The sequence below is a fragment of the Pseudoglutamicibacter cumminsii genome (assembly GCF_003143995.1).
GTDB classification, from domain to species: domain Bacteria; phylum Actinomycetota; class Actinomycetes; order Actinomycetales; family Micrococcaceae; genus Pseudoglutamicibacter; species Pseudoglutamicibacter cumminsii_B.
Window position 1 is genome coordinate 1 of record NZ_QFWG01000013.1, and the last position, 20,409, is coordinate 20,409.

18 protein-coding genes and 1 pseudogene are annotated in these 20,409 nt (G+C 57.7%); 8 read left to right on the forward strand and 11 right to left on the reverse strand.

The features are described from left to right. On the forward strand, nt 1–390 hold a 390-nt coding region (locus tag CAY35_RS09730; RefSeq protein ID WP_219930466.1), incomplete at its 5' end, for a hypothetical protein. A gap of 154 nt (nt 391–544) precedes the next feature. Then, nucleotides 545–1,198, forward strand: a complete 654-nt coding sequence (locus CAY35_RS08515) for a hypothetical protein (protein WP_109304198.1) — start codon at nt 545–547, stop codon at nt 1,196–1,198. Here the strand turns inward: CAY35_RS08515 and CAY35_RS08520 are convergent. The 5 genes from CAY35_RS08520 to CAY35_RS08540 are packed head-to-tail and all read right to left on the reverse strand — an operon-like array spanning nt 1,160 to nt 7,316. Next, nucleotides 1,160–1,369 (reverse strand): hypothetical protein, encoded by a 210-nt coding sequence (locus CAY35_RS08520; RefSeq protein WP_109304199.1) that lies wholly within the window; start codon nt 1,367–1,369, stop codon nt 1,160–1,162. The two genes, CAY35_RS08515 and CAY35_RS08520, sit on opposite strands and share 39 nt — an antisense overlap. Continuing rightward, nucleotides 1,366–4,518, reverse strand: coding sequence for a type I restriction endonuclease subunit R (locus CAY35_RS08525; protein WP_109304200.1), 3,153 nt, complete (start codon nt 4,516–4,518; stop codon nt 1,366–1,368). Before CAY35_RS08525 ends, CAY35_RS08520 begins: the two co-directional genes overlap by 4 nt. Nucleotides 4,519–4,567: 49 nt before the next feature. Next, nucleotides 4,568–4,933 carry a restriction endonuclease subunit S gene (locus CAY35_RS09735; protein WP_258265723.1) on the reverse strand — a complete coding sequence of 122 codons (366 nt, stop codon included), beginning with the start codon at nt 4,931–4,933 and terminating at the stop codon, nt 4,568–4,570. Further along, nucleotides 4,825–5,739 (reverse strand): restriction endonuclease subunit S, encoded by a 915-nt coding sequence (locus CAY35_RS08535; protein ID WP_219930468.1) that lies wholly within the window; start codon nt 5,737–5,739, stop codon nt 4,825–4,827. Before CAY35_RS08535 ends, CAY35_RS09735 begins: the two co-directional genes overlap by 109 nt. Continuing rightward, a complete protein-coding gene (locus tag CAY35_RS08540) occupies nt 5,736–7,316 on the reverse strand; it encodes a type I restriction-modification system subunit M (protein WP_258265717.1) in 1,581 nt (526 codons plus the stop codon). The genes CAY35_RS08535 and CAY35_RS08540 overlap by 4 nt, the downstream gene beginning before the upstream one ends. A gap of 156 nt (nt 7,317–7,472) precedes the next feature. Between CAY35_RS08540 and CAY35_RS08545 the strand changes: the two genes are divergently transcribed. The 3 genes from CAY35_RS08545 (at nt 7,473) to CAY35_RS08555 (ending at nt 10,136) form a co-directional block, all read left to right on the forward strand. Continuing rightward, the gene (locus tag CAY35_RS08545; RefSeq protein WP_109304201.1) at nt 7,473–8,138 is read left to right on the forward strand and encodes an NAD(P)H-binding protein; all 666 of its coding nucleotides are present in this window, start codon (nt 7,473–7,475) and stop codon (nt 8,136–8,138) included. Nucleotides 8,139–8,384: 246 nt separating this feature from the next. Then, complete coding sequence (locus CAY35_RS08550) at nt 8,385–9,638, forward strand: Fic family protein (RefSeq protein ID WP_109304202.1); 1,254 nt, start codon at nt 8,385–8,387, stop codon at nt 9,636–9,638. 69 nt (nt 9,639–9,707) lie between these two features. Then, entirely contained in the window at nt 9,708–10,136 is a 429-nt protein-coding gene (locus tag CAY35_RS08555; RefSeq protein WP_181377543.1) for an ABC transporter permease, read from the forward strand. A 127-nt stretch (nt 10,137–10,263) separates the two neighbouring features. Here the strand turns inward: CAY35_RS08555 and CAY35_RS08560 are convergent, their stop codons facing one another. Next, nucleotides 10,264–10,782, reverse strand: coding sequence for a DUF6318 family protein (locus tag CAY35_RS08560; protein ID WP_309136532.1), 519 nt, complete (start codon nt 10,780–10,782; stop codon nt 10,264–10,266). A gap of 63 nt (nt 10,783–10,845) precedes the next feature. Here CAY35_RS08560 and CAY35_RS09645 point away from each other — a divergent pair, with 63 nt between their 5' ends. After that, nucleotides 10,846–11,190 (forward strand): hypothetical protein, encoded by a 345-nt coding sequence (locus tag CAY35_RS09645; RefSeq protein WP_181377544.1) that lies wholly within the window; start codon nt 10,846–10,848, stop codon nt 11,188–11,190. On the opposite strand, the gene CAY35_RS08570 is transcribed toward CAY35_RS09645, so the two are convergent. Both CAY35_RS08570 and CAY35_RS08575 read right to left on the reverse strand, forming a co-directional pair. After that, nucleotides 11,167–12,078, reverse strand: a complete 912-nt coding sequence (locus tag CAY35_RS08570) for an Abi family protein (protein WP_109304206.1) — start codon at nt 12,076–12,078, stop codon at nt 11,167–11,169. The two genes, CAY35_RS09645 and CAY35_RS08570, sit on opposite strands and share 24 nt — an antisense overlap. 299 nt (nt 12,079–12,377) lie before the next feature. Beyond that, nucleotides 12,378–13,211 (reverse strand): carbon-nitrogen hydrolase family protein, encoded by an 834-nt coding sequence (locus tag CAY35_RS08575; protein WP_109304207.1) that lies wholly within the window; start codon nt 13,209–13,211, stop codon nt 12,378–12,380. A gap of 99 nt (nt 13,212–13,310) precedes the next feature. On the opposite strand from CAY35_RS08575, the gene CAY35_RS08580 reads away from it, so the two are divergent. Further along, a complete protein-coding gene (locus CAY35_RS08580; RefSeq protein ID WP_109304208.1) occupies nt 13,311–13,979 on the forward strand; it encodes a GntR family transcriptional regulator in 669 nt (222 codons plus the stop codon). A 37-nt stretch (nt 13,980–14,016) separates the two neighbouring features. On the opposite strand, the gene CAY35_RS08585 is transcribed toward CAY35_RS08580, so the two are convergent. Continuing rightward, on the reverse strand, nt 14,017–15,375 hold the full coding sequence (locus tag CAY35_RS08585) for an MFS transporter (protein ID WP_109304234.1): 1,359 nt from the start codon (nt 15,373–15,375) through the stop codon (nt 14,017–14,019). Between the two features lie 129 nt (nt 15,376–15,504). Between CAY35_RS08585 and CAY35_RS08590 the strand changes: the two are divergent. Then, nucleotides 15,505–16,190: pseudogene (locus tag CAY35_RS08590) on the forward strand (DUF2848 domain-containing protein). Between the two features lie 154 nt (nt 16,191–16,344). On the opposite strand, the gene CAY35_RS08595 reads toward CAY35_RS08590, so the two are convergent. Together CAY35_RS08595 and CAY35_RS08600 are read right to left on the reverse strand one after the other, a co-directional pair. Further along, nucleotides 16,345–19,752: a Cna B-type domain-containing protein gene (locus CAY35_RS08595; protein ID WP_109304209.1), complete on the reverse strand. Its 3,408-nt coding sequence runs from the start codon at nt 19,750–19,752 to the stop codon at nt 16,345–16,347. A 206-nt stretch (nt 19,753–19,958) separates the two neighbouring features. Continuing rightward, the gene (locus CAY35_RS08600) at nt 19,959–20,264 is read right to left on the reverse strand and encodes a hypothetical protein (RefSeq protein ID WP_258265718.1); all 306 of its coding nucleotides are present in this window, start codon (nt 20,262–20,264) and stop codon (nt 19,959–19,961) included. Nucleotides 20,265–20,409: the final 145 nt, after the last annotated feature.

A 20,409-nucleotide genomic window follows, 5' to 3' on the forward strand; every position in this document is an offset into this window, starting at 1 on the left:
CAAAGCTCTATCCTAAAAGCGGTTGCGGCCCTAGCTTCGTTAGGGATTGTTTTCGCTGTTGTAGCCTGCGGTGGGTCTAAAGAGAATGCGGTACCGTCCAGTCCCGAAACCTCAGCGCAAATCACGATAGAAGGTTGGGAGCCGCTTCCGCGCGGCTCAACGGATTATGTTGGGATTATCCTCAGTCAAGAGCTCTGTGAGGGCGATGGGGCGGGTAGCCGGCTGATCGTCCAAAAGGGAATCTCTTCGTCGCGAACTGCGCAGACCCATTCGGATAATCTGTCCTTCGATCTTCAACAACAGGGTGTAGATGTGAAGACGCTTGAGGGACGGGAGATCAACGGAGAGGACGTCAAGGTCTCCCCCATTCACCCAAAAGTTCGAAGCTGAAGTTACCGGACCTTTAGTCTGACATCACCAAAACCTAGTGGCCGGATCCTTTGCATTCGGCACTTCCCGCTTCATGAATTTTCACCTGGCACGCCTTTGAGTCTCGCCGGTAGGATTTGGAAAAACGTTATTCATGTGAGATTGGATTTAAGGGATGGCACGCTTTTCCGTTTTGAGTAAGGCAGTGGCGGTATCCGGCCTCGCACTGTTGGCTCTCACCGCCTGCGCCGGAAACGAAGCTCCCGAAAAAACTGAAACTCCAACAAGCTCACAGTCGCTAACCGCAGAACAGACGCAGAAACCGGTTCAAGGCGAAACATTGGAAATCCAGCATCACCTGCGTATGCAGGTTCCAGATGGTTGGATGGCACTGACAGAGAATATCCCTGGACTCGACATCTATATCCTCATGGTTGTGCCAGCCGATGCTGATCAGGATGAGCTTGAGCTGAGAAACGGCTGGCCAGAATTCGCGTACCTGACCGTGATGGACTTCGGCGCTAAAGCCAAGAACGGGGCCGAGCGTTATTCGGCCGCGGCCATGGAAGAAGATGCTGAGAACAAGCGCGCATATTCTGACGTAACCGGAATCGAGCCCCGCCGCATCGGAGACTCGACGTTCTACGGCTACGAGGGGGTGCTCGCCCGAGTCGGAAAAACAGCACCATTCCAGTACTGGCACGCTGATGCGAATGGCGTGACGTACAAGGTCGAGATCCATGCCGATAACAACGGGGACATTCCAGCTGAACTCGAAGATGCCTTCAACTCACTCGAGTTTGAACGGGAGACCCTCGCTTCTCTTTGAACGGTAGTTCCCGCTGAAGGAGATCGCTCCTACACCCTTCTGGACGATGCCCTGAAGATAGGCATTTCGTTGGGCGTCGTCGGGGTCTTTGTCGTAGCCGAGGAAGTTCGGGTACTGCATGAACGCTTGCCTCTTAGCGAAGCGTTGCTTGATCCCCTCAGCGCTGCTCACCCAAGCGGTTCGTAGCGTTCCAGGAATTCGCTCATCTTGTTGAGCACGCGTTCCTTGACTTCGGCGCGGCTCTCGCCACCGGTGGTGTTACCGAAGAAGCTCATGCGCGGTAGCACCTTGCCGATGTCGGTTCCGATGCGGGGGACTTCCCCGGCGTCGAAGGCGCTCTCCATAAAGTCCCTCGCGGCAGGCTCGCGGAGGCGTTCCTCTTCAATGAGGGTTCCAAGTTCTTGTTCGCGGCGTTGGCTGATGAACGTGACCCACTGTTCGGCAACGCTCGCGTCCGTGTTGACGAGTTCGATGAAGTCCATGAACAGGTCTCGTTTATCGCGCAAGGTGGGGCTGGATTCAACTGCTTGCAGCACTTGTTCCTTGTACTGGTAGTCCGGAACTTGGGATTTCAGCATCGGTTCGCGGAACTTCTCAACCAGCATGAGGATGTAGTCGACGTTGACTTCCACTTGCCGCATCAGCTCGATCTCGAACACGAGTTCAAGCTGTTCCGGTTGCGGCTCGTTCGCGTCGTTGTCGGCACGCATCTCGTCTCGCACTGCGAGGTAGACGCTCTGCAGGTCTTGCAGGTCACGCGGGGTGAGGTCGTCATCGTCGGGGAACTCATCGAACCCGGCCAGCAGGTTCCTCAGCCGTAGGATCTCGCCGAAAATTTCAGCGAAGTGCCGCTGTTCGCTTTCGCTCGTAGGAACGCCGGCGCCGGGCGCGTGGAAGGCCAACATTTCCGCGACTTTGAGCCGGTACTGATCGAGGTAGTGCTCGTACGGCTCCAGTAGCGCGATGCCTTGCGCGTCAGCGTTCCCGAACAGGGCGAGCGCGTCTTCGGTGTTCTCTTGGAGGTCGCGGAAGCACACGATGTTCCCGTACCGCTTGACCTGGTTGAGGATGCGGTTGGTGCGTGAGAACGCCTGGATCAGCCCGTGGTATTTCAGGTTCTTGTCTACGTAGAGCGTGTTCAGCGTTGGCGCGTCGAAGCCGGTGAGGAACATGTTCACGACCAGCAGCAGGTCTACTCCGCGGTCTTTGACCCGCATGGAGAGGTCGCGGTAGTAGTTCTGGAAGTTGTCGCCGTTGGCGTCGTAGCTGGTGCCGAAAACCTGGTTGTAGTCGGCGATGGCGGTGTCAAGGAATTCGCGGTTCTCACCGCTGAGCCCGCGGGTGTCGAACCCTTCTTCTGCGAGAATTCCGGCTTCGGGGTCTTCGTTGGCTCCGTAGCTGAAGATCGTGGCGACTTTGAGCCGCTGATGTTCCGGCAGCTCGGCCTGTTGGGCTTTGAACTCGTTGTAGTAGAGCTTGGCGGCTTCCACGGATTGCACGGCCATCATCGCGTTGAAGCCGTTGACCCGCCGCTTGACTGTGATCGCTTCACCGCCTCTACCCGGTGTGCGAGCGACGTCTGCGGTGTTGGTTGTGACGGTGTGGATGTATGTGGTGTTCGTTTCGCCGGTTTCGGTTAGGCGGCGGGTGTGTTGGTTGAAGTGTTTCAGGATGTAGCTGGTGACGGCGCTGATGCGTTCGGGCGCCATGAGTGCCGCTTCTTCTTGCGTGCGGCTTGCTCCAGCAGTCTCACCCTGGCCGGCGCGCGCCAGCACGTTGTTGTAGGCGAGTTTGAATGGGAGGACGTTTTTGTCTTCGATCGCGTCAACGATTGTGTAGGTGTGGAGTTGTTCACCGAAGGTTTCTTCGGTGGTGCGCAGTACTACGCGGCCGTCGCGTGCGCCGTAGGATTTGCCGGCATTGTCTAGGAAAATCGGGGTTCCGGTGAATCCGAAGATGTTGTATTTTTTGAATTTTTTGGTGATCGCGTTGTGCATTTCACCGAATTGGGATCGGTGGCATTCGTCAAAGATGATCACCGTGTGTTCGTTGTAGATCGGGTGTTTCGCGTTCGCTGAAACAAAGTTGGAGAGTTTTTGGATGGTGGTGATGATGATGCGCGCGTTGGGGTCCCCCATTTGTTGGGTGAGGATTTTGGTGGAGGTGTTGGAGCTCGCGGCACCTTTTTTGAAGCTGTCGTATTCCCGCATGGTTTGGTAGTCGAGGTCTTTGCGGTCTACGACGAACAGGACTTTAGGGTTGCTGGGGAGTGCGGTGGCTAGTTGCGCGGTTTTGAAGCTGGCGAGTGTTTTGCCGGAGCCTGTGGTGTGCCAGATGTAGCCGCCGGCTTGGGTGGTGCCGAGCATTTTGTTGTTGGCGGCTACGTCGATGCGTTGGAGGATGCGTTCGGTCGCGGCGATTTGGTAGGGCCGCATGACGAGGAGGTTGCCGTCTTCGCGGAGTACGCAGTATTTGGTGAGGATGTTGAGGATGGTGTGTTTGGCGAAGAAGGTGCGGGTGAAGCCGTTCAGGTCTGGGATGACTTTGTTGTGGCTGTCTGCCCACCAGCAGGTGAAAGCCCACGTGTTGGGGGTGCGTTTGGTGTTGTCGGTTGGTTTGGGCCGGGTGGTGTTGGAGTAGTACTTGGTGAGTGTGCCGTTGGAGATGACGAACACTTGCACGTAGTCGAAGAGTCCGTGGCCTGCCCAGAGGGAATGGTTTTGGTAGCGGGCTATTTGGTTGAACGCTTCGCGGAGGTTGACTCCGCGGCGTTTGAGTTCGATGTGGATGAGTGGCAGCCCGTTGACGAGGATGGTGACGTCGTACCGGTTGGAGTGGGTCGCGGAGCCTGGGGTGGTTCCGGCGTCGACGGTGTATTGGTTGATGACTTGGAGTTTGTTGTTGTGGATGTGGGTTTTGTCGAGCAGCCGAATGTTTTTGGTGGTTCCGTCTTCGCGTTGTAGCAGTTGGGTGTTGGCGTTGTGGAGGCGCCAGGTTTTTTCTTTGGGTCCTTCGTTGGCGCTGGCGATGGAGGTTTCGAAGAACGTTTTCCATTCGACGTCGGTGAATTGGATGTTGTTCAGTGTTTCGAGTTGGGCGCGCAGGTTCGCGACGAGGGCGGCCTCGTCACGGATGTCAGCGTATTCGTAGGCTTGCGCCTGGAGTTGTGCAATGAGGGCGTCTTCGAGTTGCGCTTCAGACTGGTAGGTGTCCGATGCGGTGGTGTCGGCTTCGTAGGTGGCGACGACGGTCGCTTCGTCACTGACCGCGATGGGAGCGATCTTCCCGCGGTTCAGTTCCTCGACTGCGGATTTCTCCATTCTTGCCATTCCCCTACCCTGCTCTGCTAAACCTCAATTGGAAGCGAGTTTATGCCGCTTCTGGTTGCAGTTCTTTGAACGTCAATAGTTTGTCTCGATAGTACTCATACTGTTTCCGCCGAGCCTCAATCTCGGCAGGCAAACCGGACGACAAGTCGTTCACCAACGCATCAAACTTATCGAGGACATCCGCAATGCGTGTTTGTTCCGCCAGGGACGGTAACGCCAGCATGAGCCGGTTCAATACTTTCTGAGTCAGCGATGGAACGCCTCCAGCAGTATTCAAGCGACCTAAATCCTCCCGAACTAAGTAGTGGTAGAGGAATCGAGGGTGCAGTCGCGTTTCGTCGATTTCTGAATAGAAGCACGTGTCCACTGTCCATACGGGACCGTCGACATAGTAAACCGAAGATATCGAACCTTTTCGGGGTACGAGCACGGTTTTTCCAACGTAAGCAGCTCGTCCACATACGCCAGAACGCCACCGGAACCATACACCGGAACAGTTCCCGCACCGAGGTGTTTATAGTCTTTGCCATTCCGCAACCGGACAACGTCACCCATCGGTGTCCAGGTCGCCCCCCCATTTTCAGGGAAGGTCAGGAGCTGGTCGCGGTAGTGCTCGTACTGCTTCCGGCGAGCCTCGAGCTCAGCCTCGAGCTCAGCCTCGAGCTCAGCCTCGAGCTCAGTAAAAAGATCAAGAATCTTAACGATCTCCCGCTGGACCTCAATCGGCGGAACCGGGAGTACCAGTTTTGCAAGGTTCGCTGTCGATATTCTCCGGACTTTCGTCCCCGTCAGGTACCGAAGCTTCTGCTGATGGAACTCTTGCGTATTGAACCAGTAAGACACGAACTTTGGGTCTTGCTGATGCTCAAAAATAACCGCATCCGCACTCACTGCGACAGGGCTATCCCCTAGCCAGGCAACTGCTTTACCGACCGCTTCATCGTCCTCGCTCGTCGTCGCTATGACCAACGCACCTGGCTGAGCCTTACGCGCTTTCTCATATGTTAAATCGTTGAGGAAAGAGATAGTTTTAGACGCAGAGATGTTGTAAACGGTATGAATTTGACCGTAATGGATCCCCGGTTTTCCTGAATCAAACAGATCTTTGCGTTGAAACGTACCGCCCCTCACAAATGTTCCAACATCACCAAGCGCTTTATGCTCAACCCCGTTGGGGCAGAGTTCTTGGATCAGTTTTTCGATGCGGTTCATTTGGTTGCACCTGCTTCGAGTTCGGCGACGATCGCGTCGATGCTCGTGCGCAGCTCAGCCTGACGCTTCACGATTTCCGCGATTTCGGCGTTCAACGCCTCAATGTCGATCTTTTCCCGGGTGTCTTCCATCTCCACATACGAGCTCACAGACAGGTTGTAGTCGTTCGCCGCGATATCCTCAGCGCTCGCCCGCTTCGAGACGTACTGTTCCTCGCTACGTTCCGCGACCATCTCCACGATCTTGTCACGGTGCGACGGCGCCATCACATTATGTTTACCCTGCCGGACGAAGTCTTTCGACGCGTCAATAAACAAGACGTCGTTGTCCGTCTTGGACTTCTTCAACACGAGCACGCAAACAGCAATCGTGGTGCCAAAGAACATGTCCTCCGGCAACTGAATCACCGCATCGACATAGTTGTTATCCACCAAATATTTACGGATCTTCTGCTCTGTACCCCCGCGATACAAAACCCCAGGGAACTGCACCAACGCAGCCGTACCATCGACCGCAAGCCACGAAAGCACATGCATCGTGAACGCAAGATCTGCCTTCGTCACCGGCGCCAACACACCAGCCGGAGCGAACCGCACATCGTTAATCAGCAACGGATTATTCTTGCCCTCCCACCGTGTGGAATACGGCGGGTTAGACACAATCGCATCGAACGGCTGATCATCCCAATGCTGCGGATCAATCAACGTATCCCCATGCGCAATATTGAACTTGTCATAGTTCACGTCATGCAAAAACATGTTGATACGCGCCAAGTTATACGTAGTCAGGTTGATCTCCTGACCGTAATACCCCTGCCGCACACCATTAGGGCCCAGGACCTTCGCGAACTTAAGAAGTAGCGAACCCGAACCGACAGCCGGGTCATACACGCGCTGCACACTGTCCTTACCGATCACCGTCAAGCGCGCCAACAGTTCACTGACTTCCTGCGGGGTATAGTACTCGCCACCCGACTTACCGGCCTGCGAGGCATACATCTGCATCAGGTACTCGTAAGCGTCACCGAACATGTCGATGCCCTCATCGTGCTGCTCGCCCATATCCAGCTCACCGATCGCGTTAAGCAGCTTCCGCAGCTTCTCATTACGGCGCTCCACCGTGTTGCCCAAGCGAGTCGAGTTCACATCAAGATCATCGAACAGGCCCTTGAGGTCATCCTCGCTCGCATGCCCCACCGACGAACCCTCAATGCTCTGGAAAACCTTCTCCAGGGTCTCGTTCAGGTTCTCATCCTGCGCCGCCCGCTTGCGCACATTCACGAACAGCTGCGAGGGGAGGATGAAGAAACCCTTTTCATCCACCATCATTTGGCGGATCGGTTCAGCCTGCTCATCAGTGAGGTCCGCGTAACTGAAGCCTTCGCCCTCGTTCTTTTCGATGAAGGTAGCGAGGTTCTCCGAAATGAAGCGATAGAACAGCATTCCGAGCACGTAGCTCTTAAAATCCCAACCGTCCACCGCGCCGCGGAGCTCGTTCGCGACCTCCCAAATAGTCCTGTGCAAACGATCCCGCTGAACCTCACGCGACAAAGAACCCACAAAACCCTCAGCATCCATCAAGGCAGGCGAAAACAGCCCGAAAAAAGCATTTCTGTCAGGATACGCCAGCCCTCAACACCGAGAACAATGCGCCGCGCGATTGGGCGCGGTGCACGATGACGCCGGGGTTGCGACCACATCTTCGCGCCAGACTCCGCGCGTAGGGTTGTTGGCATGAGCACACCTAAAAATGTCCTTGTCATTGGCGGCCACGGACGGGTTGCCCTGCGCACGCTACCCTTGCTGACCAAAGCCGGCTACAACGTGGAAGCCCTCATCCGCAAGTCCGAGTACGAGGCGGACATCGTAGCGCTCGGTGCGCGGCCTCGCATTGCCGAGATGCTCTACTTCGACGACGCCGCGTGGGACGAGCTGCTACGCGACAAGGACGTCGTCATCTGGGCCGCGGGCAACGGTGGCCGCAACGGCGTCGACCAGACCTATGCCATCGACCGCGACGCTGCCATCGCATCGATCGACGCCGCCACCCGCGCCGCTAGCAAGCCCCGCTACCTCATGGTGAGCTTCGCGACCTCCTTCGTGCACCCCATCGACGAGGAAGATCCTTTCCACCACTATGTACTAGCCAAGCGCGCCACTGACGAACACCTGCAGGGCACCAACCTGGACTACGCCATCGCTGGCCCGGGCCTGCTCACCGATGAAGACGCACCGACGGGTATGCAACGCTTCAACCCCAACAACGGAGTACCGGAGAACACGGACACCAGCCGGGAACTGGTTGCACAGGTGCTGGCACACCTGGTTGATGCAGATCAGCTTCCAGAGGACCGGTTCATTGCGTTCAAGGATGGTCAAGACCCAGTAGCGAGCCTCTGAGCTACTTCCTACTGAGCTAGTTCCTGTTCATAGCGACGGTGCCGAGCGACTGATCACCTAGGTGACGGCGCTCGGCACCGTCGTTTTGGTTTTGAGCACTGAGAACGCCAGTAAGGCTCCCACTTACCCTTGGCTAGACAGGGACAAGAGTCAAGGATAAGCGTTATCCTTGGATACAGCATGCTTTTTCTCAAGGATAACTTTTATCCTTGAGAGAATGCATCGATTGTTGGAAGGCTAGTGCCTATGTCGTGGACAGCTAGGGAGTGGACCCCCTCTGACAATGCACGGCGCCCGCGCGACCGCTGGCACGGAACCTACTGGGCGTACCAACCGTTCTCACTCACCACACCTGAATGGCGCATCGACCCGGCAGTAGCGGCCGAAGCCGGGCGCGTGGAACGGCGCATCCGAAACCTGAAGTTTCACGACGCCGCAGGCAAACTCGAAGCCGTCTCCCGCCACCTTCTGCGTAGCGAAGCAGTCTCAAGCTCCTACATGGAAGGGCTACGGTCTAACGCACGAAACATCGTGGTCGAAGAGCTCAAACGACTCGAACAACCCACGAACAGCACCCTTGATGCTCGGAATCCGTCGGTAGCGGCAGAAGTCGCCGCCAACATCGCGGCCCTCACGAGCGCTGTTGAACGCCTCGGCGTAGCCGAAAACATCACGTGGGCTGACATCGAAAAGCTACAGACCGAACTGTTACCCCATCTGAGCGCCTCAGGTATTCGTGACAGGCAGAACTGGGTGGGCGGGAGCGAGATCCACCCAGGGGAAGCCGAGTTCATTCCTCCCACGGAAGACGCTCTAGTTCCCGCGGTTGAGGACCTCGTGGAATTCATGAGCGGCGCCGCCGTAGGGTGCCTTATCCAGGCCGGCCTGGTGCATGCGCAGTTCGAAACCCTGCACCCTTTCGCTGACGGCAACGGGCGCATCGGCCGCGCACTCATCCACACCGTACTTGTCCGGGGCGGCCTCACAGAAAGCTCCGTACTGCCCATCAGCCAGGTTCTACTCACACGCTCAGATGAATACATTTCCGGGCTCATGGCATTCCGCGGCATCCCGCACGGTGCTGAGCTCGCATCGGACGCTGAACCGGTCCGTGAGCTCAACGTCAGCGAAGGCATCAACGCATGGCTCCGGACATTCATCGCGGCCGCTGATGCCGCTGTGGATCTTGCGTCTGCGCTCAGGGATGAGCTCGACGAGTTTGAACGCGATGCCCGGGACATGGTCGCCACCTATGCCGAGCAGACCGGCAAACGAAAACCGCGCGAAGACTCAACCGTGTGGAAGATCCTTGATGTTCTACCCAAGCTCCCGATGCTCACCGTCGGCCTGGCAGCCCAACTAACCGGAACAACCACCACGTCAGCGAAGAACGCTCTTGACCATCTCTTGAAAACCGGGGTGCTTGAGCCACTCAATGTGGGAAAGGGGAAACGCGGCTTCGTTTCCAAAGACCTCATCGAATTGCTGGCATCCAGCTAGTCAGCGGTCGGCTTCGGCATCACCCGACGCAGCCGATGACCCATCGCCTCACGCAGGGCCTCGCGCGTCTTGGCGCTGAGCGCCTCGGCCCTGCCCAGCGTGGTGGTTGCCGGACTGGCAGCGTGGTGGCGGTTCGATGTGGAGTTCTCTTTAGACTGGCCGCTGCTGATTACCGGAGTGCTCCTGGTGACCGTGATGGCCACCGCTGTGGGCTACGCGATCGCTGTGACCCTACCGGCGATGCTGGCGCAGGTCGTCAGCCAGGTGATGGTGTTCTTCGTGCTCATGTTCTCCCCCGTGACCTTCCCGGTGGAACGGCTACCCGACTGGTACGCCCGAGTGCACAAGCTACTGCCGGTCATGCCCGCCGGGGACGTGATCCGCGCCGGACTGGTCTCTGACACCTACTCCGTCGGTGGGCAGGCTCTGCTGGTACTGGCGGCCTGGACCGTGGCAGGCATCGGGCTGACACTGCTGGCCCTGACGCGCAGGAAGTGACGGGACGAGGATGCTAGCGTAAAGGCATCGAGCGCCGATGTAGATCGGTGCACCTTACCCCACGACCCCGAGCTTCACGCTCGGGGTCGTTGTATTTCCGGGTAAGAATGGGATTCATGCGCCAGCGTCACCGTGGCTGGTTGTCGAGGTGGAGGATGATCCACCTCCCCACGGATGGGGTGTACTCCATGGTCATCGTGGAGCGGAACGTGTTCGGCCGCGCCACCACCTGCGGGCGGCCGTTCTCAACGAGGGTCACCTCGTTCTCAAAGAAATCGAAGGATGCGACAACTACCCCCGGCCGGTCAGGATGCTCCTGGATTTGTAGCGTGCGTTCGTCATAGGTGAGCCCGTCACCCACGTACCAGTTGCCCTTGGAATACGTCAGATGATTCACACTTGTGGCGTATAGCCAGCAGGTTTCACAGCTTGCCGACGCCACATCAGCTAGCGGCCGCGCCTTACCGGTCTGCCGAACATATTCTTGGGAAGCCATGAAGTACCGCACGGTCTCCTTGACGCCGGCTCGGTCGTTTTTCACATTCGGACTCAGCCGCGGGATAGGCACGTTCCGCGCAGGATGACTCAGCGTAGCTTTCTCATAGGGGCCCGACGGCTGGGTCAGCTTTGAAAGGTCAGGTTTCAGCCCGCCGTTACTCGGGTGATTACGCGGCGCCGAATAGCTCGGTGCCGGCGTCGTTTGACTCTGATGCTGCTGGTTCTAATGCTGTTGCGTCGGAGTCTGCTGCGGCTGCCCCTGCTGACCTTGTTGCTGCGGCTGACCCTGCTGCTGTTGAGGCATCATCTGCTGACTTTGGCCCTGCTCCTGCTGTGGCGCATCGTTATTGCTTTGGGAACAGCTGGCCAAGCCAACACTGAGGAGGACGGCGGAGAGGGCGGCGGTGGTGCGACGCATGCGGAGCCTTTCGAACTCAAAAGCGGCGGGGTGCGGACCCACGATTTTTATTTCACCACAGCCACGCGAATGAGCACCATACTTCCCTTAGACACGGAATCGCGTCGCACACTCCTAATTGACATTCCAAAGCTCTAGAGTTTCCCAATTCGCAGGAGCACCCGTTCGCGAAAGTGGAACCACATCATTGTGTGGATAGGTGTTCAGAAGTCGAGGCAAACGGCTACCTTCCGACAGCCCCAACTCACGGTTCAAATACTGAACCATAGTGAGCTGGCCGAACAGTCTATTCACCACACTCCGCACAGCTTGCATCGTGGGGTGATTGTTCAGCTTGGGTTTGATGTCGAAAGTACGGTTATACATGCGAGCGTGGTGAGCAGCAAGGTTACGAAGAATGTTGAGTGATTTGAGCCAAGATTCCAGTTGAGCAGCGTTCAAGCCGCACCCAGCGGCGATCGCGGCACGTGCCCTGTTGGGAGCCATACCGAAAAGATGCGAGGCCATGCCCCAGTCCATGATTTCGACAGCCGCCCATACCGGAAGCTGTCCTCCATACTTTGCCCGATGGTGATGAACGAAATCCTCTTTTGACTTCGCAAGCTCCCGCTCGAAACGTGAAATCCACACGCTGTATACGACCCTGCCCTGCTTGTCGCGTTGAGCCGCCCGTGCACCCAGTTTTTCTGGTTTCAAGTAGATCAAAGGGTCAATGGCACCCAGTTCATGCCCAAGCATGGCCCTCACTGCCAGCTCGAGCCTATCCAGTTCGGTAAAGACTGCCCGCCGCAATCTTTCGTCGAACCTATACAAGTCAAGCACCAGATCAAACGAAGCCTCATCAATAAAATCATCCAGCGGCATTCTCTTATCCGGTGTACGACGGCGCATTGGATACCAATAACCAGACAGCCGGTAATAGCTGATCCGAGATAGATGCTGTTCCGCCATGTTCGTATCAGCTATGTGCATCCCCCGAGCTTGGAGCACGTTAACCAATTCGGAGACAGTCTTGAAATGCTTCATCGCAACCGTTAGTCCTCTTCTAGAAAAGACTCTCGAGAAAAGAAAAGACCGGCCCTGGGCTCCCGCGAAAGCGGGTAGCGGTACCGGTCATGTTGCGTTCGATTCTACTGATACTCCTGCCACTACGGCAACCCTCGTGTGATGGACAGCATCGCTCTGCTCCGCGATGTGCTTGGTGGTGAAACTTGGGAACGCGCCAGCACGAACCACAGACACAAGATTTGCGGACACATGCGCGAGCGGCGGCCGCGGATAGAAACTTATCCGGGGCCGCCGCTTCGATAGTGTGCAGGCGTCAGTCACATCACGCGGACGTGATTCTCACCCTCCAAGCGCGAGTTCTGCAGCACAGGCAACTTCTCGCGTGCAGGCGCCACCGCATCAAGATCAAGATCGACTACCAGCAGTTCAACGTCGCTTCCCGCCGATGCGATCATGTTGCCGTCCGGACCCGCCACAAAGGAATGCCCCACACCGTTCGGGGAACCAGGAGTCGACTCCGCCCCGGTCACCGCCGTATCCGCCTGGTCGCACCCGACCACAAATGCCGTCGCATCCAAGGCGCGCGCACGGCCCAACAGTTGAAGCTGCTCAACCTTGCCTTCGCCCGAGCCCCACGAAATCGAGCACACAATCACATCAGCACCTGCGCGTGCCAACGAGGTGTACAAGGCCGGGAACCGCACGTCATAACAGATCGTCAAACCTACGGTGACACCGTCAATGTTCACCGCAACAAGATCATCCCCCGGAACCACCGCATCGGACTCCTTGTGTCCGAACGCATCGAAGAGGTGAATCTTGTCGTAATGCGCCTCGACCTTTTCGCCGGCAGCATCGACGCCCGTCACGAACAACGTATTGATGACGCGGCCGCCGCCACCCGGGCGGAACATGCCCACAGCCACCACCACGCCAGCTTCAGCCGCCAGCTCACGCACACGCTGAGCAAACGGACCATCCAACTCCTCCGCGGCATCGGCCAGGTTGCTACCGAACGGGACCATCGTCGCCTCCGGGAACACCACCAGCCGCGCCCCCTGCTCAGTAGCGTCCGCAACGTTGCGCTGAATCAGGTCCAGGTTCTTCTGCTTATCCGAGCTCGAATTGATCTGAGCGATTGCTACCTTCACTGAACTTCCTTCCTCACCCCAGCTACTGCGCCGGTTCTTGTCGACACAAACGTTGACCTGCTATGAACATCTAAATAGCGAAAGGCTAGGGTTGAAACTATGGCTAAACTTGTTGGTCCGGCTGCCCGCATCGCCGCATACGAACGATTGCGGGAGCTCGTGCTCACTGACCCTGAAGTACAGGGAACCTTCCTCACCGAAGCCACCTTGGTGGAACGGCTGGGGCTTTCGCGAACCCCAATCCGCGAAGCCCTCATCATGCTCGCCGCCGATGAATTCGTTGAGTTGATCCCCCACCGCGGTGCGTACGTTCCGCCGACAACAGCCAAGAACGTCCGCGACACTTTCGCGATGCGGTCCCTCATCGAAGAGCACTGTGCCCGCGCGACCATCGCCGCCGACACCGTGCCCCGCGCCGCGATGCGAACCCTCCTAGCCGAACAAGAAGCCCTCGACATCGCAACCGCGAACCGTAAAGAGTTCATCTCGATCGACCAGGCCTTCCACGCCGCCCTCGTCAACGCCGCAGACAACGCCGTCATGTCGCAGATGTACCACAAGCTGCGCGTCACCCACATGCGTTTCGGTATCAGCGCGGCCATGAATGAGGGCCGTTTTCAAGAGGTCCTGCGTGAACACCACGCCATCTTCGACGCCCTTGACGCCGGCGATGCAGACGCCGCAGTCGCCGCGATCCGTGACCACATCACCATCACCCGGGATATCCTCCTCGGCCAGCTTGACCGTGGGAAGAGCTTCCCCTGGTAACAGCGGCGGTCACGGACCGCGGAACCGCAGCTGATCTTTAGTTCTCCGCGATGACCGGGCGGGACTTGTGGATGGACTCGAGGTATTCGTAGTCCTCTTCCACGTTGTTGTCGCGACCCATGACCAAACCGATGATGGTCACGCTGCAGGCGACCGCCAAGTAGAGAGCGACGAAGACCCAGGTTCCGGTCTTATCGAGCAGCAGCGTAAACATTGCCGGAGCGATAGCACCACCCAGAACACCGGCGATGGTGTACGCCAGGGATGCGCCCGTGTAACGCAGACGTGGGTGGAACTGCTCGATCACGAATGCCGCTTGTGGGCCGTACATGAACGAGTGGAAGAACAGACCAATCGGGATACCCACGTACATCCACAGGGTTGGGTTGGTGTGTAGCAGGAGGAAGAAAATGAAGCCCCACGTTGCCGCCGCCACAGCGGAAACACCGTAGACCCAGCGGCGATTGATCTTGTCCGAGATGTGCCCAGCCAGCGGGATACAAACCAGCTGGAAAACGGAACCGATCATGACAGCCGACAACACCATCGTGCGTTCAAGATCCAAAACCAGCGTGCCGTAAGCCAGCGTGAACACGGTGAACAGCGCGTACGTCACGTCCGGGCCGATGCGGGAAAGGATCGCGGAAACCAGCTGCTTAGGCTCAGACTTGAGTAGCTCGGTGATCGGCTTCTCTGGCTTGTCGCCGGATTCCTCCACGGCGCGGAACACCGGGGTGTCCTCCAGCTTGAGGCGAATCCACAAACCGAAAGCGACCAGCAGCGCAGAAACCAGGAACGCTACACGCCAACCCCATGACATGAACTGATCGTTCGTGAGGACGAGGGAAAGCAGCGCGAAAGCACCGTTAGCGAGCAGGTTACCTGCAGGAGGGCCAACCTGTGCAGCGGAAGACCAGAAGCCGCGGCGTTCAGGCTCTCCGTACTCACCGGAGAGCAAGACGGCGCCGCCCCACTCGCCACCAACGCCAACGCCCTGCGCGAAGCGCAACAGCACCAGGATGATCGGAGCGGCAACACCAATCTGAGCATAGGTTGGCAGAACACCAATCAGGACGGTCGCGATACCAATCAGAATCAGTGTCCACACCAGGATGTTCTTACGGCCCACCCGGTCACCGAGGCGACCGAAAACGATGCCGCCAACCGGGCGCGAAATGTAACCCACCGCGTACGTGGAGAACGCCAGCAAGACGCCGGTCATCGGGTCATCGGTAGGGAAAAACAGTTGCGGGAAGACGATGGCCGCGGCGGCGGAGTAGATCGCGAAGTCGTACCACTCCAGCGTGGTTCCGCTCAGACTCGCCACGAAGGCCTTGTACAAATCTTTCTTTGAAACTTCCGGCTTTGCGTTAGCCGGACTAGGCGTCGAGCTCACTTCGAACAACCTTTCGTTAGTGAAGCAGATCACAGGTATCGTTGATTATATACAAGTTGTATACAAGAATGAACTCTGAGATTCTAAACCCGACGGCGCACACGAAAAAGCCCGAAAGGACGCATGAAAATGACCACGCTTAGCTTCGAACTACCTGACGGATCAACCGAAACAATCAACGTCAAGAAGCTCCTCAACGCCGGCTACGCGGGCCGCAATCAGGAGGACGTCCAGGCCCATATCGATGAACTTGCCGAGCTCGCGTTCCTGCCCCAACCACCATCCCATCGCTATACCCTGTGTCCCCTTACCTCGCGCAACAGACCGAGGTTGTCGATGTCCAGCACAACAAGACATCCGGCGAAGCCGAGTGGGCCATCATCTTCACGGCCAACGACGTCTTGCTCACGGTGGCATGCGACCACACCGACCGTGCGTTGGAAGAGCACGGCGTCGCCTGGAGCAAGAACGCGTCTCCAGACGTGCTGGGCAAGAAGGCATGGCGTCTGAAGGACGTTGAAGAAAACCTCGACGCCATCCGACTGGAGGCTTTTGTCACGGACGCCGACGGCAACGAAAAGCAGATCCAGAACGGAACCCTAGCTGAACTCTTGCCACCAAAGTATTGGATTGAGAAGCTCACCGAACGCGGCGACGCCGAAGAAGGAACCATCTTGATCTCCGGCACCATCCCTATGGACGGCGAGGTCGACCAGTTCGCGAACGCATGGCGCGTAGCGATGACTAACCCAGACACTGGCGACAGCATCGAAATCGCCTACACCGTCAAGCCGATGCCAGAACCAATCGGCTAAACCGAACCACGCAGCCTCAGCCGACCGACCGTCGGTCTTGGGCTTGCATGGTTGTACAAGACAACACAGCACATGACAACACAGCACAACAGCGGTGGCCCCTCCAAAGAGGGGCCACCGCTTCGTTGTCAGCTAGCTACTGCTAGCGTGAGTTTCACTGCTTACGTGGTCGCCTCAATAGGAACAACCCACCCGTAAGCAACGTGGCCGCAATCGCGAGGAAGCCTGCAACCTCCACACCAGTTCGAGCCAGTCCCTTTTCAGGAACCCCCGGTTTCTCCGGGGTAGGAGCAGGTGTTGGTTCGTCACCTGGCTCTGGGGACGGTTCAGGCGTCGGCTCCTCGCTTGGCTCCGGCGTTGGCTCCGGCGTTGGCTCCGGCGTTGGCTCAGGCGTTGGCTCCGGAGTCGGTTCCTCGCTTGGCTCCGGCGTCGGGTCCTCGCTTGGCTCCGGAGTCGGTTCCTCGCTTGGTTCCGGGGTTGGCTCAGGTGTTGGCTCAGGTGTTGGCTCCGGTTCACGTGTATTCGTGACCGTTACCTCGAAGACGCCGCCGGCGTCCGCAACCTCGACCTGCGAGGTGTAGCCCTCAACCGAGTCTTCCTTCACTGTGTAGCTGACCGGCTCGTCATCGACCACGGCTGGAAGCGATTCAAACGTGTGCTTCCAGTCATTTGCGGCTGAAAGCACAACCTTCTCGCCCACCGGGGTGCTTTTATCTCCCTGCTGGCGCATCAACTGCACCTGCACCGAGTCCGGAGTCTCCGTAAGAGTCTCGCCGTTCTCGTCCTTCCACACCTTCTCAACGCTGACGTCGACAGGCGTACGCACCGTGAACTGCGCAGACGTACGCATCCGCAGTTTCGTGTTCTCAGCGCGACCCACGGCCTTGTTGACAACAACATCGCCATGCTGGGCTTGATGCAGCTCAGTCTTCACGATGATCGTCTGCGTATCCCCAAATGCCAGCGGGGCTTCGGTGATAATACGGAGCGCGGTCGCGTCCTCCTTCACACCCTCTTCCCAGATGTCAGACGGCGTTCCGGTGCCGCCATTGACCTTGGCATTCGGGTCTTCATCAATCTCAGCTGGATCCACAGTGGTGCTGTAGACCTTAGCGCCTTCAGCACCTTCAACTCCGGTCACCTTGAGCGTGCCATCAAACTTCGAACCCTGGGAATCATCGTTTGACGGAAGCACATCGATCACGTCAGTGAGGTTCGAACGTGTCGGGTCATTCGAGGTCAGGTTAAGCGTCCATTCGTTAGCCGCAACACCGTTCCGAGTCGTCTCAACAACAGGCGTTTCAACGTTTTTCTTCAGCGACGTGTAGCCGGCCCGCGGCACCGTCACCTTAGCTGTCGCCTTGCGGGTCTGGCCCTGGCTCGATGCCGCGACCTCGTTGGTGTAAACCGCTCCAGGCTTTGCGTCCTTAGGCAACTTCGCCTTGTAGTTAATGACGTAAGCGTTGCCGTCCTCAAAGACGCGGATATTAGGTTCAACGTCGTCCTTCGTCCACGTCAAAACCTGCTGGCCGTTAGCGTTGGTCTTCACGTCAGGCTCAACGTCAGCGCTACCCGGAACATACTCCATGCCCGCCGGCAGGGTGTCTTCAATAACCACCTGATCCTTAGGCATGTTCGCAACCTCGGATTCGAGGCCATAACGAATCGTATAGTCAGCTTCCTCACCCGGACCATACTCCGGCTGGGCCACGTCCTTGACTACAACAGGCAACGAGGGAACCACGCGCAGAAGGTCACGCCCCGGGCCTGCATATGGATAGCGGACCCCGTCAGTGATAACGCCAGGGGATGCGAACCCCGGAGTGATCTCCCGTTCGTTAGTGACGCGGTCATAAGCAATCTTCGCGTCAAGACCCATCGTCCAGTCGGTTCGTGTCTCGTTGAGAACAGAAGTCCACGCCCACACGTCTGCGCCAATCTCTACGTCATCGTGAATCTTCTGTTCGATAACCAGGTAGAAGTATGACTGTGCGAGCTTCGACAAGTGGCCCTTATCGCGAGGCACACGCAGCTTGACCGCCTTCACCGTGGAGAGGTCTGCCGGCTTGGTGTAGCTCCAGCCGTCTTTTTCATCTTTCCCTTCATCAAACGGGGTTTCTTCGGTTCCGCATTTGAAAAGGTTAGGGTCCTCAACCTCACCCGTGTAGTAGAGGATCTTGAGGTCGTCCACGTTTTCGCCATAGTAGACGTTCGGCTTCGCGTAGGGGTCAGCAACAACACGGGCGTTGACGAAATCGACGCGCTCGGTATCGAGGGTGTTACAAATCCAGTTGTCAGAGAAGCCCTCAACGCGCGGAGGGGCGATTCCGGACACCGACATCACAGTAGCGCCCACGGGTGCGCGAGACGTATCAGACCATCCGATACCTGGGTATGCCTTCGGGTACTGCGACCCAACAACCCATGCCCCCGTCCAGTTGCCGCGGATCATCGGGGCGCGGTTCTGGTTGTTCGACGGGTCGTCCTCACTCGTTGAACCGTCGACGGCGGTGTACGTCGGCGTCGATGCCTTCAGCGTCACGTTGGTGTTTCGGTTCGAATCAGATCCGGAGGCCTTATACGGAACCTTGACACGCAGCTCTCCAGCGGCGATAACCTCGCGCGGATGCTTCGGCTGAACCTGCGGCAAACGAACACCATTCGAGTCAAGCTCCGGGCGCTTCGAAACATAGTCCAGATCAGACAACGTCAATCGGAAGGTGTTCGTCTCAGGGTCAACCAGAGTGAACTCGCATGTAGGGAAGTTAGCGGTCTGCTCTTGCGGCTTACCCGGCGCTGAGTACGGATAACCAGAATGCACGCGATCAATAGGCGCGCACGCTACATCCTGCGTAGTGATTCTTTCACCGCGGACACCATTGATCGTGATGTCATAACTCACGCTTTCCGGGCCTGCCGCCGAGCCCGTTGAATGCACCAACGAGAACGGGAAAGACATGACCTGGTAAGTGTCTGGCTGACCAGTCAATGAGCTCGGTGCACCAGCGTCGAACTTAGCGTCCATGATGAACGGTGCGACGATCGGGATCTCCGGTAGCTCAGCTTCAAGACCCCGGAAGGTTGCCTTCGCAGAGACCTTCGACTCAGCCGGGCCATCAACCTTGACGCCCGACAACACCATCTGAGCGGTACCCTCATCGCGCTCACCGATGTCGCACGTCAGGGTGCGCTTATCTTCTGAAATCTTTGAAGCACCCTGATCGCCACTGAGGCATTCAGCGGGGATCTCGCCAAAGTGCGCGTTCTTCACCGTGACAGTCAGGAGGTTGCCAGTGGTTGGATCATTGCCTGGCGCCGGTGCCGAATCGTTGATGTCCAGGTGCCACACCATAGAAAGAACATCGAGACCCGAGGTAACGACCTCTGGCTGGTCCTTCCACACACCTTCTAGCTCATACGCTTTGGTGCCACCGCTTTTATCGGCGCTACCAAAGGCATAAACCGTTTGCGAAGCGAAAACCATGATGACCGCGATAAACGCGGCGAGAACCGCGAACACGGTTCCACGTGTTGAACGGTTTGCGAAGATTGGCCGCACCATTGAGCCCCATCCTTCAGTTACCTACCAAGACTCGTGCTGAAAAATCTGCCGTAGGAAGGTTTCCTGCAATGCGATCCTCTTCAACACGGGACTAATAATAGTGACACCACATGGGGTATTACAAGAATAGGACAAGCTGATTCACAGGTTTGATCACGTCAAGTTCGGCGCATCCCACAGGTTGAGCTTGGTCCCGATCCCCTTCTCTACAGCGTTCCGGTACACCTCAGTCGCCCACGCAACGTCCTCAACCGGCCGCCCAGGTAGGCGGGCATCGCCATGAAACGTCGGTCGGGGCCGTCGGCCGGCATGTCCTCAAACTCGGGTTCTTTGGGGAAGCTGATCATCGCGCCGTGCGACATCGCGTTCGCGCCCGCCATCCGGAAGTCCCCGCGCCGCAGTAGCACGAGTGTCTCTTCCATCACGTCCACGCACCGCGCCATGTCGGTCACCCCCGCGGCGATAATGTCGGGTTCATTCAGGTACAGAAAATCGATGCGGGATTCGGACATGAGGTTCACTCTCCTGCAAGCGTTCGGGCTCATTCCCGTCCACGCCGGCCACCGGCTGCTCGCCGGTGGTAGCCAACCCGGCGTCGTTGCACTCTACGCCTGGCCGGGGTGCGCCTCAATGGGTTGCCGCGGCAGGTTACGCGCG

What these genes read in the sequence shown, in the direction of transcription:
- CAY35_RS08515 (WP_109304198.1), top strand. Translation starts at nt 545, where the DNA reads ATGGCACGCTTTTCCGTTTTGAGTAAGGCAGTGGCGGTATCCGGCCTC.
- CAY35_RS08525 (WP_109304200.1), bottom strand. Translation starts at nt 4,518, where the DNA reads ATGGAGAAATCCGCAGTCGAGGAACTGAACCGCGGGAAGATCGCTCCC.
- CAY35_RS08535 (WP_219930468.1), bottom strand. Translation starts at nt 5,739, where the DNA reads ATGAACCGCATCGAAAAACTGATCCAAGAACTCTGCCCCAACGGGGTT.
- CAY35_RS08540 (WP_258265717.1), bottom strand. Translation starts at nt 7,316, where the DNA reads ATGGATGCTGAGGGTTTTGTGGGTTCTTTGTCGCGTGAGGTTCAGCGG.
- CAY35_RS08545 (WP_109304201.1), top strand. Translation starts at nt 7,473, where the DNA reads ATGAGCACACCTAAAAATGTCCTTGTCATTGGCGGCCACGGACGGGTT.
- CAY35_RS08550 (WP_109304202.1), top strand. Translation starts at nt 8,385, where the DNA reads ATGTCGTGGACAGCTAGGGAGTGGACCCCCTCTGACAATGCACGGCGC.
- CAY35_RS09645 (WP_181377544.1), top strand. Translation starts at nt 10,846, where the DNA reads ATGCTGCTGGTTCTAATGCTGTTGCGTCGGAGTCTGCTGCGGCTGCCC.
- CAY35_RS08570 (WP_109304206.1), bottom strand. Translation starts at nt 12,078, where the DNA reads ATGAAGCATTTCAAGACTGTCTCCGAATTGGTTAACGTGCTCCAAGCT.
- CAY35_RS08580 (WP_109304208.1), top strand. Translation starts at nt 13,311, where the DNA reads ATGGCTAAACTTGTTGGTCCGGCTGCCCGCATCGCCGCATACGAACGA.
- CAY35_RS08595 (WP_109304209.1), bottom strand. Translation starts at nt 19,752, where the DNA reads ATGGTGCGGCCAATCTTCGCAAACCGTTCAACACGTGGAACCGTGTTC.
- CAY35_RS08600 (WP_258265718.1), bottom strand. Translation starts at nt 20,264, where the DNA reads ATGTCCGAATCCCGCATCGATTTTCTGTACCTGAATGAACCCGACATT.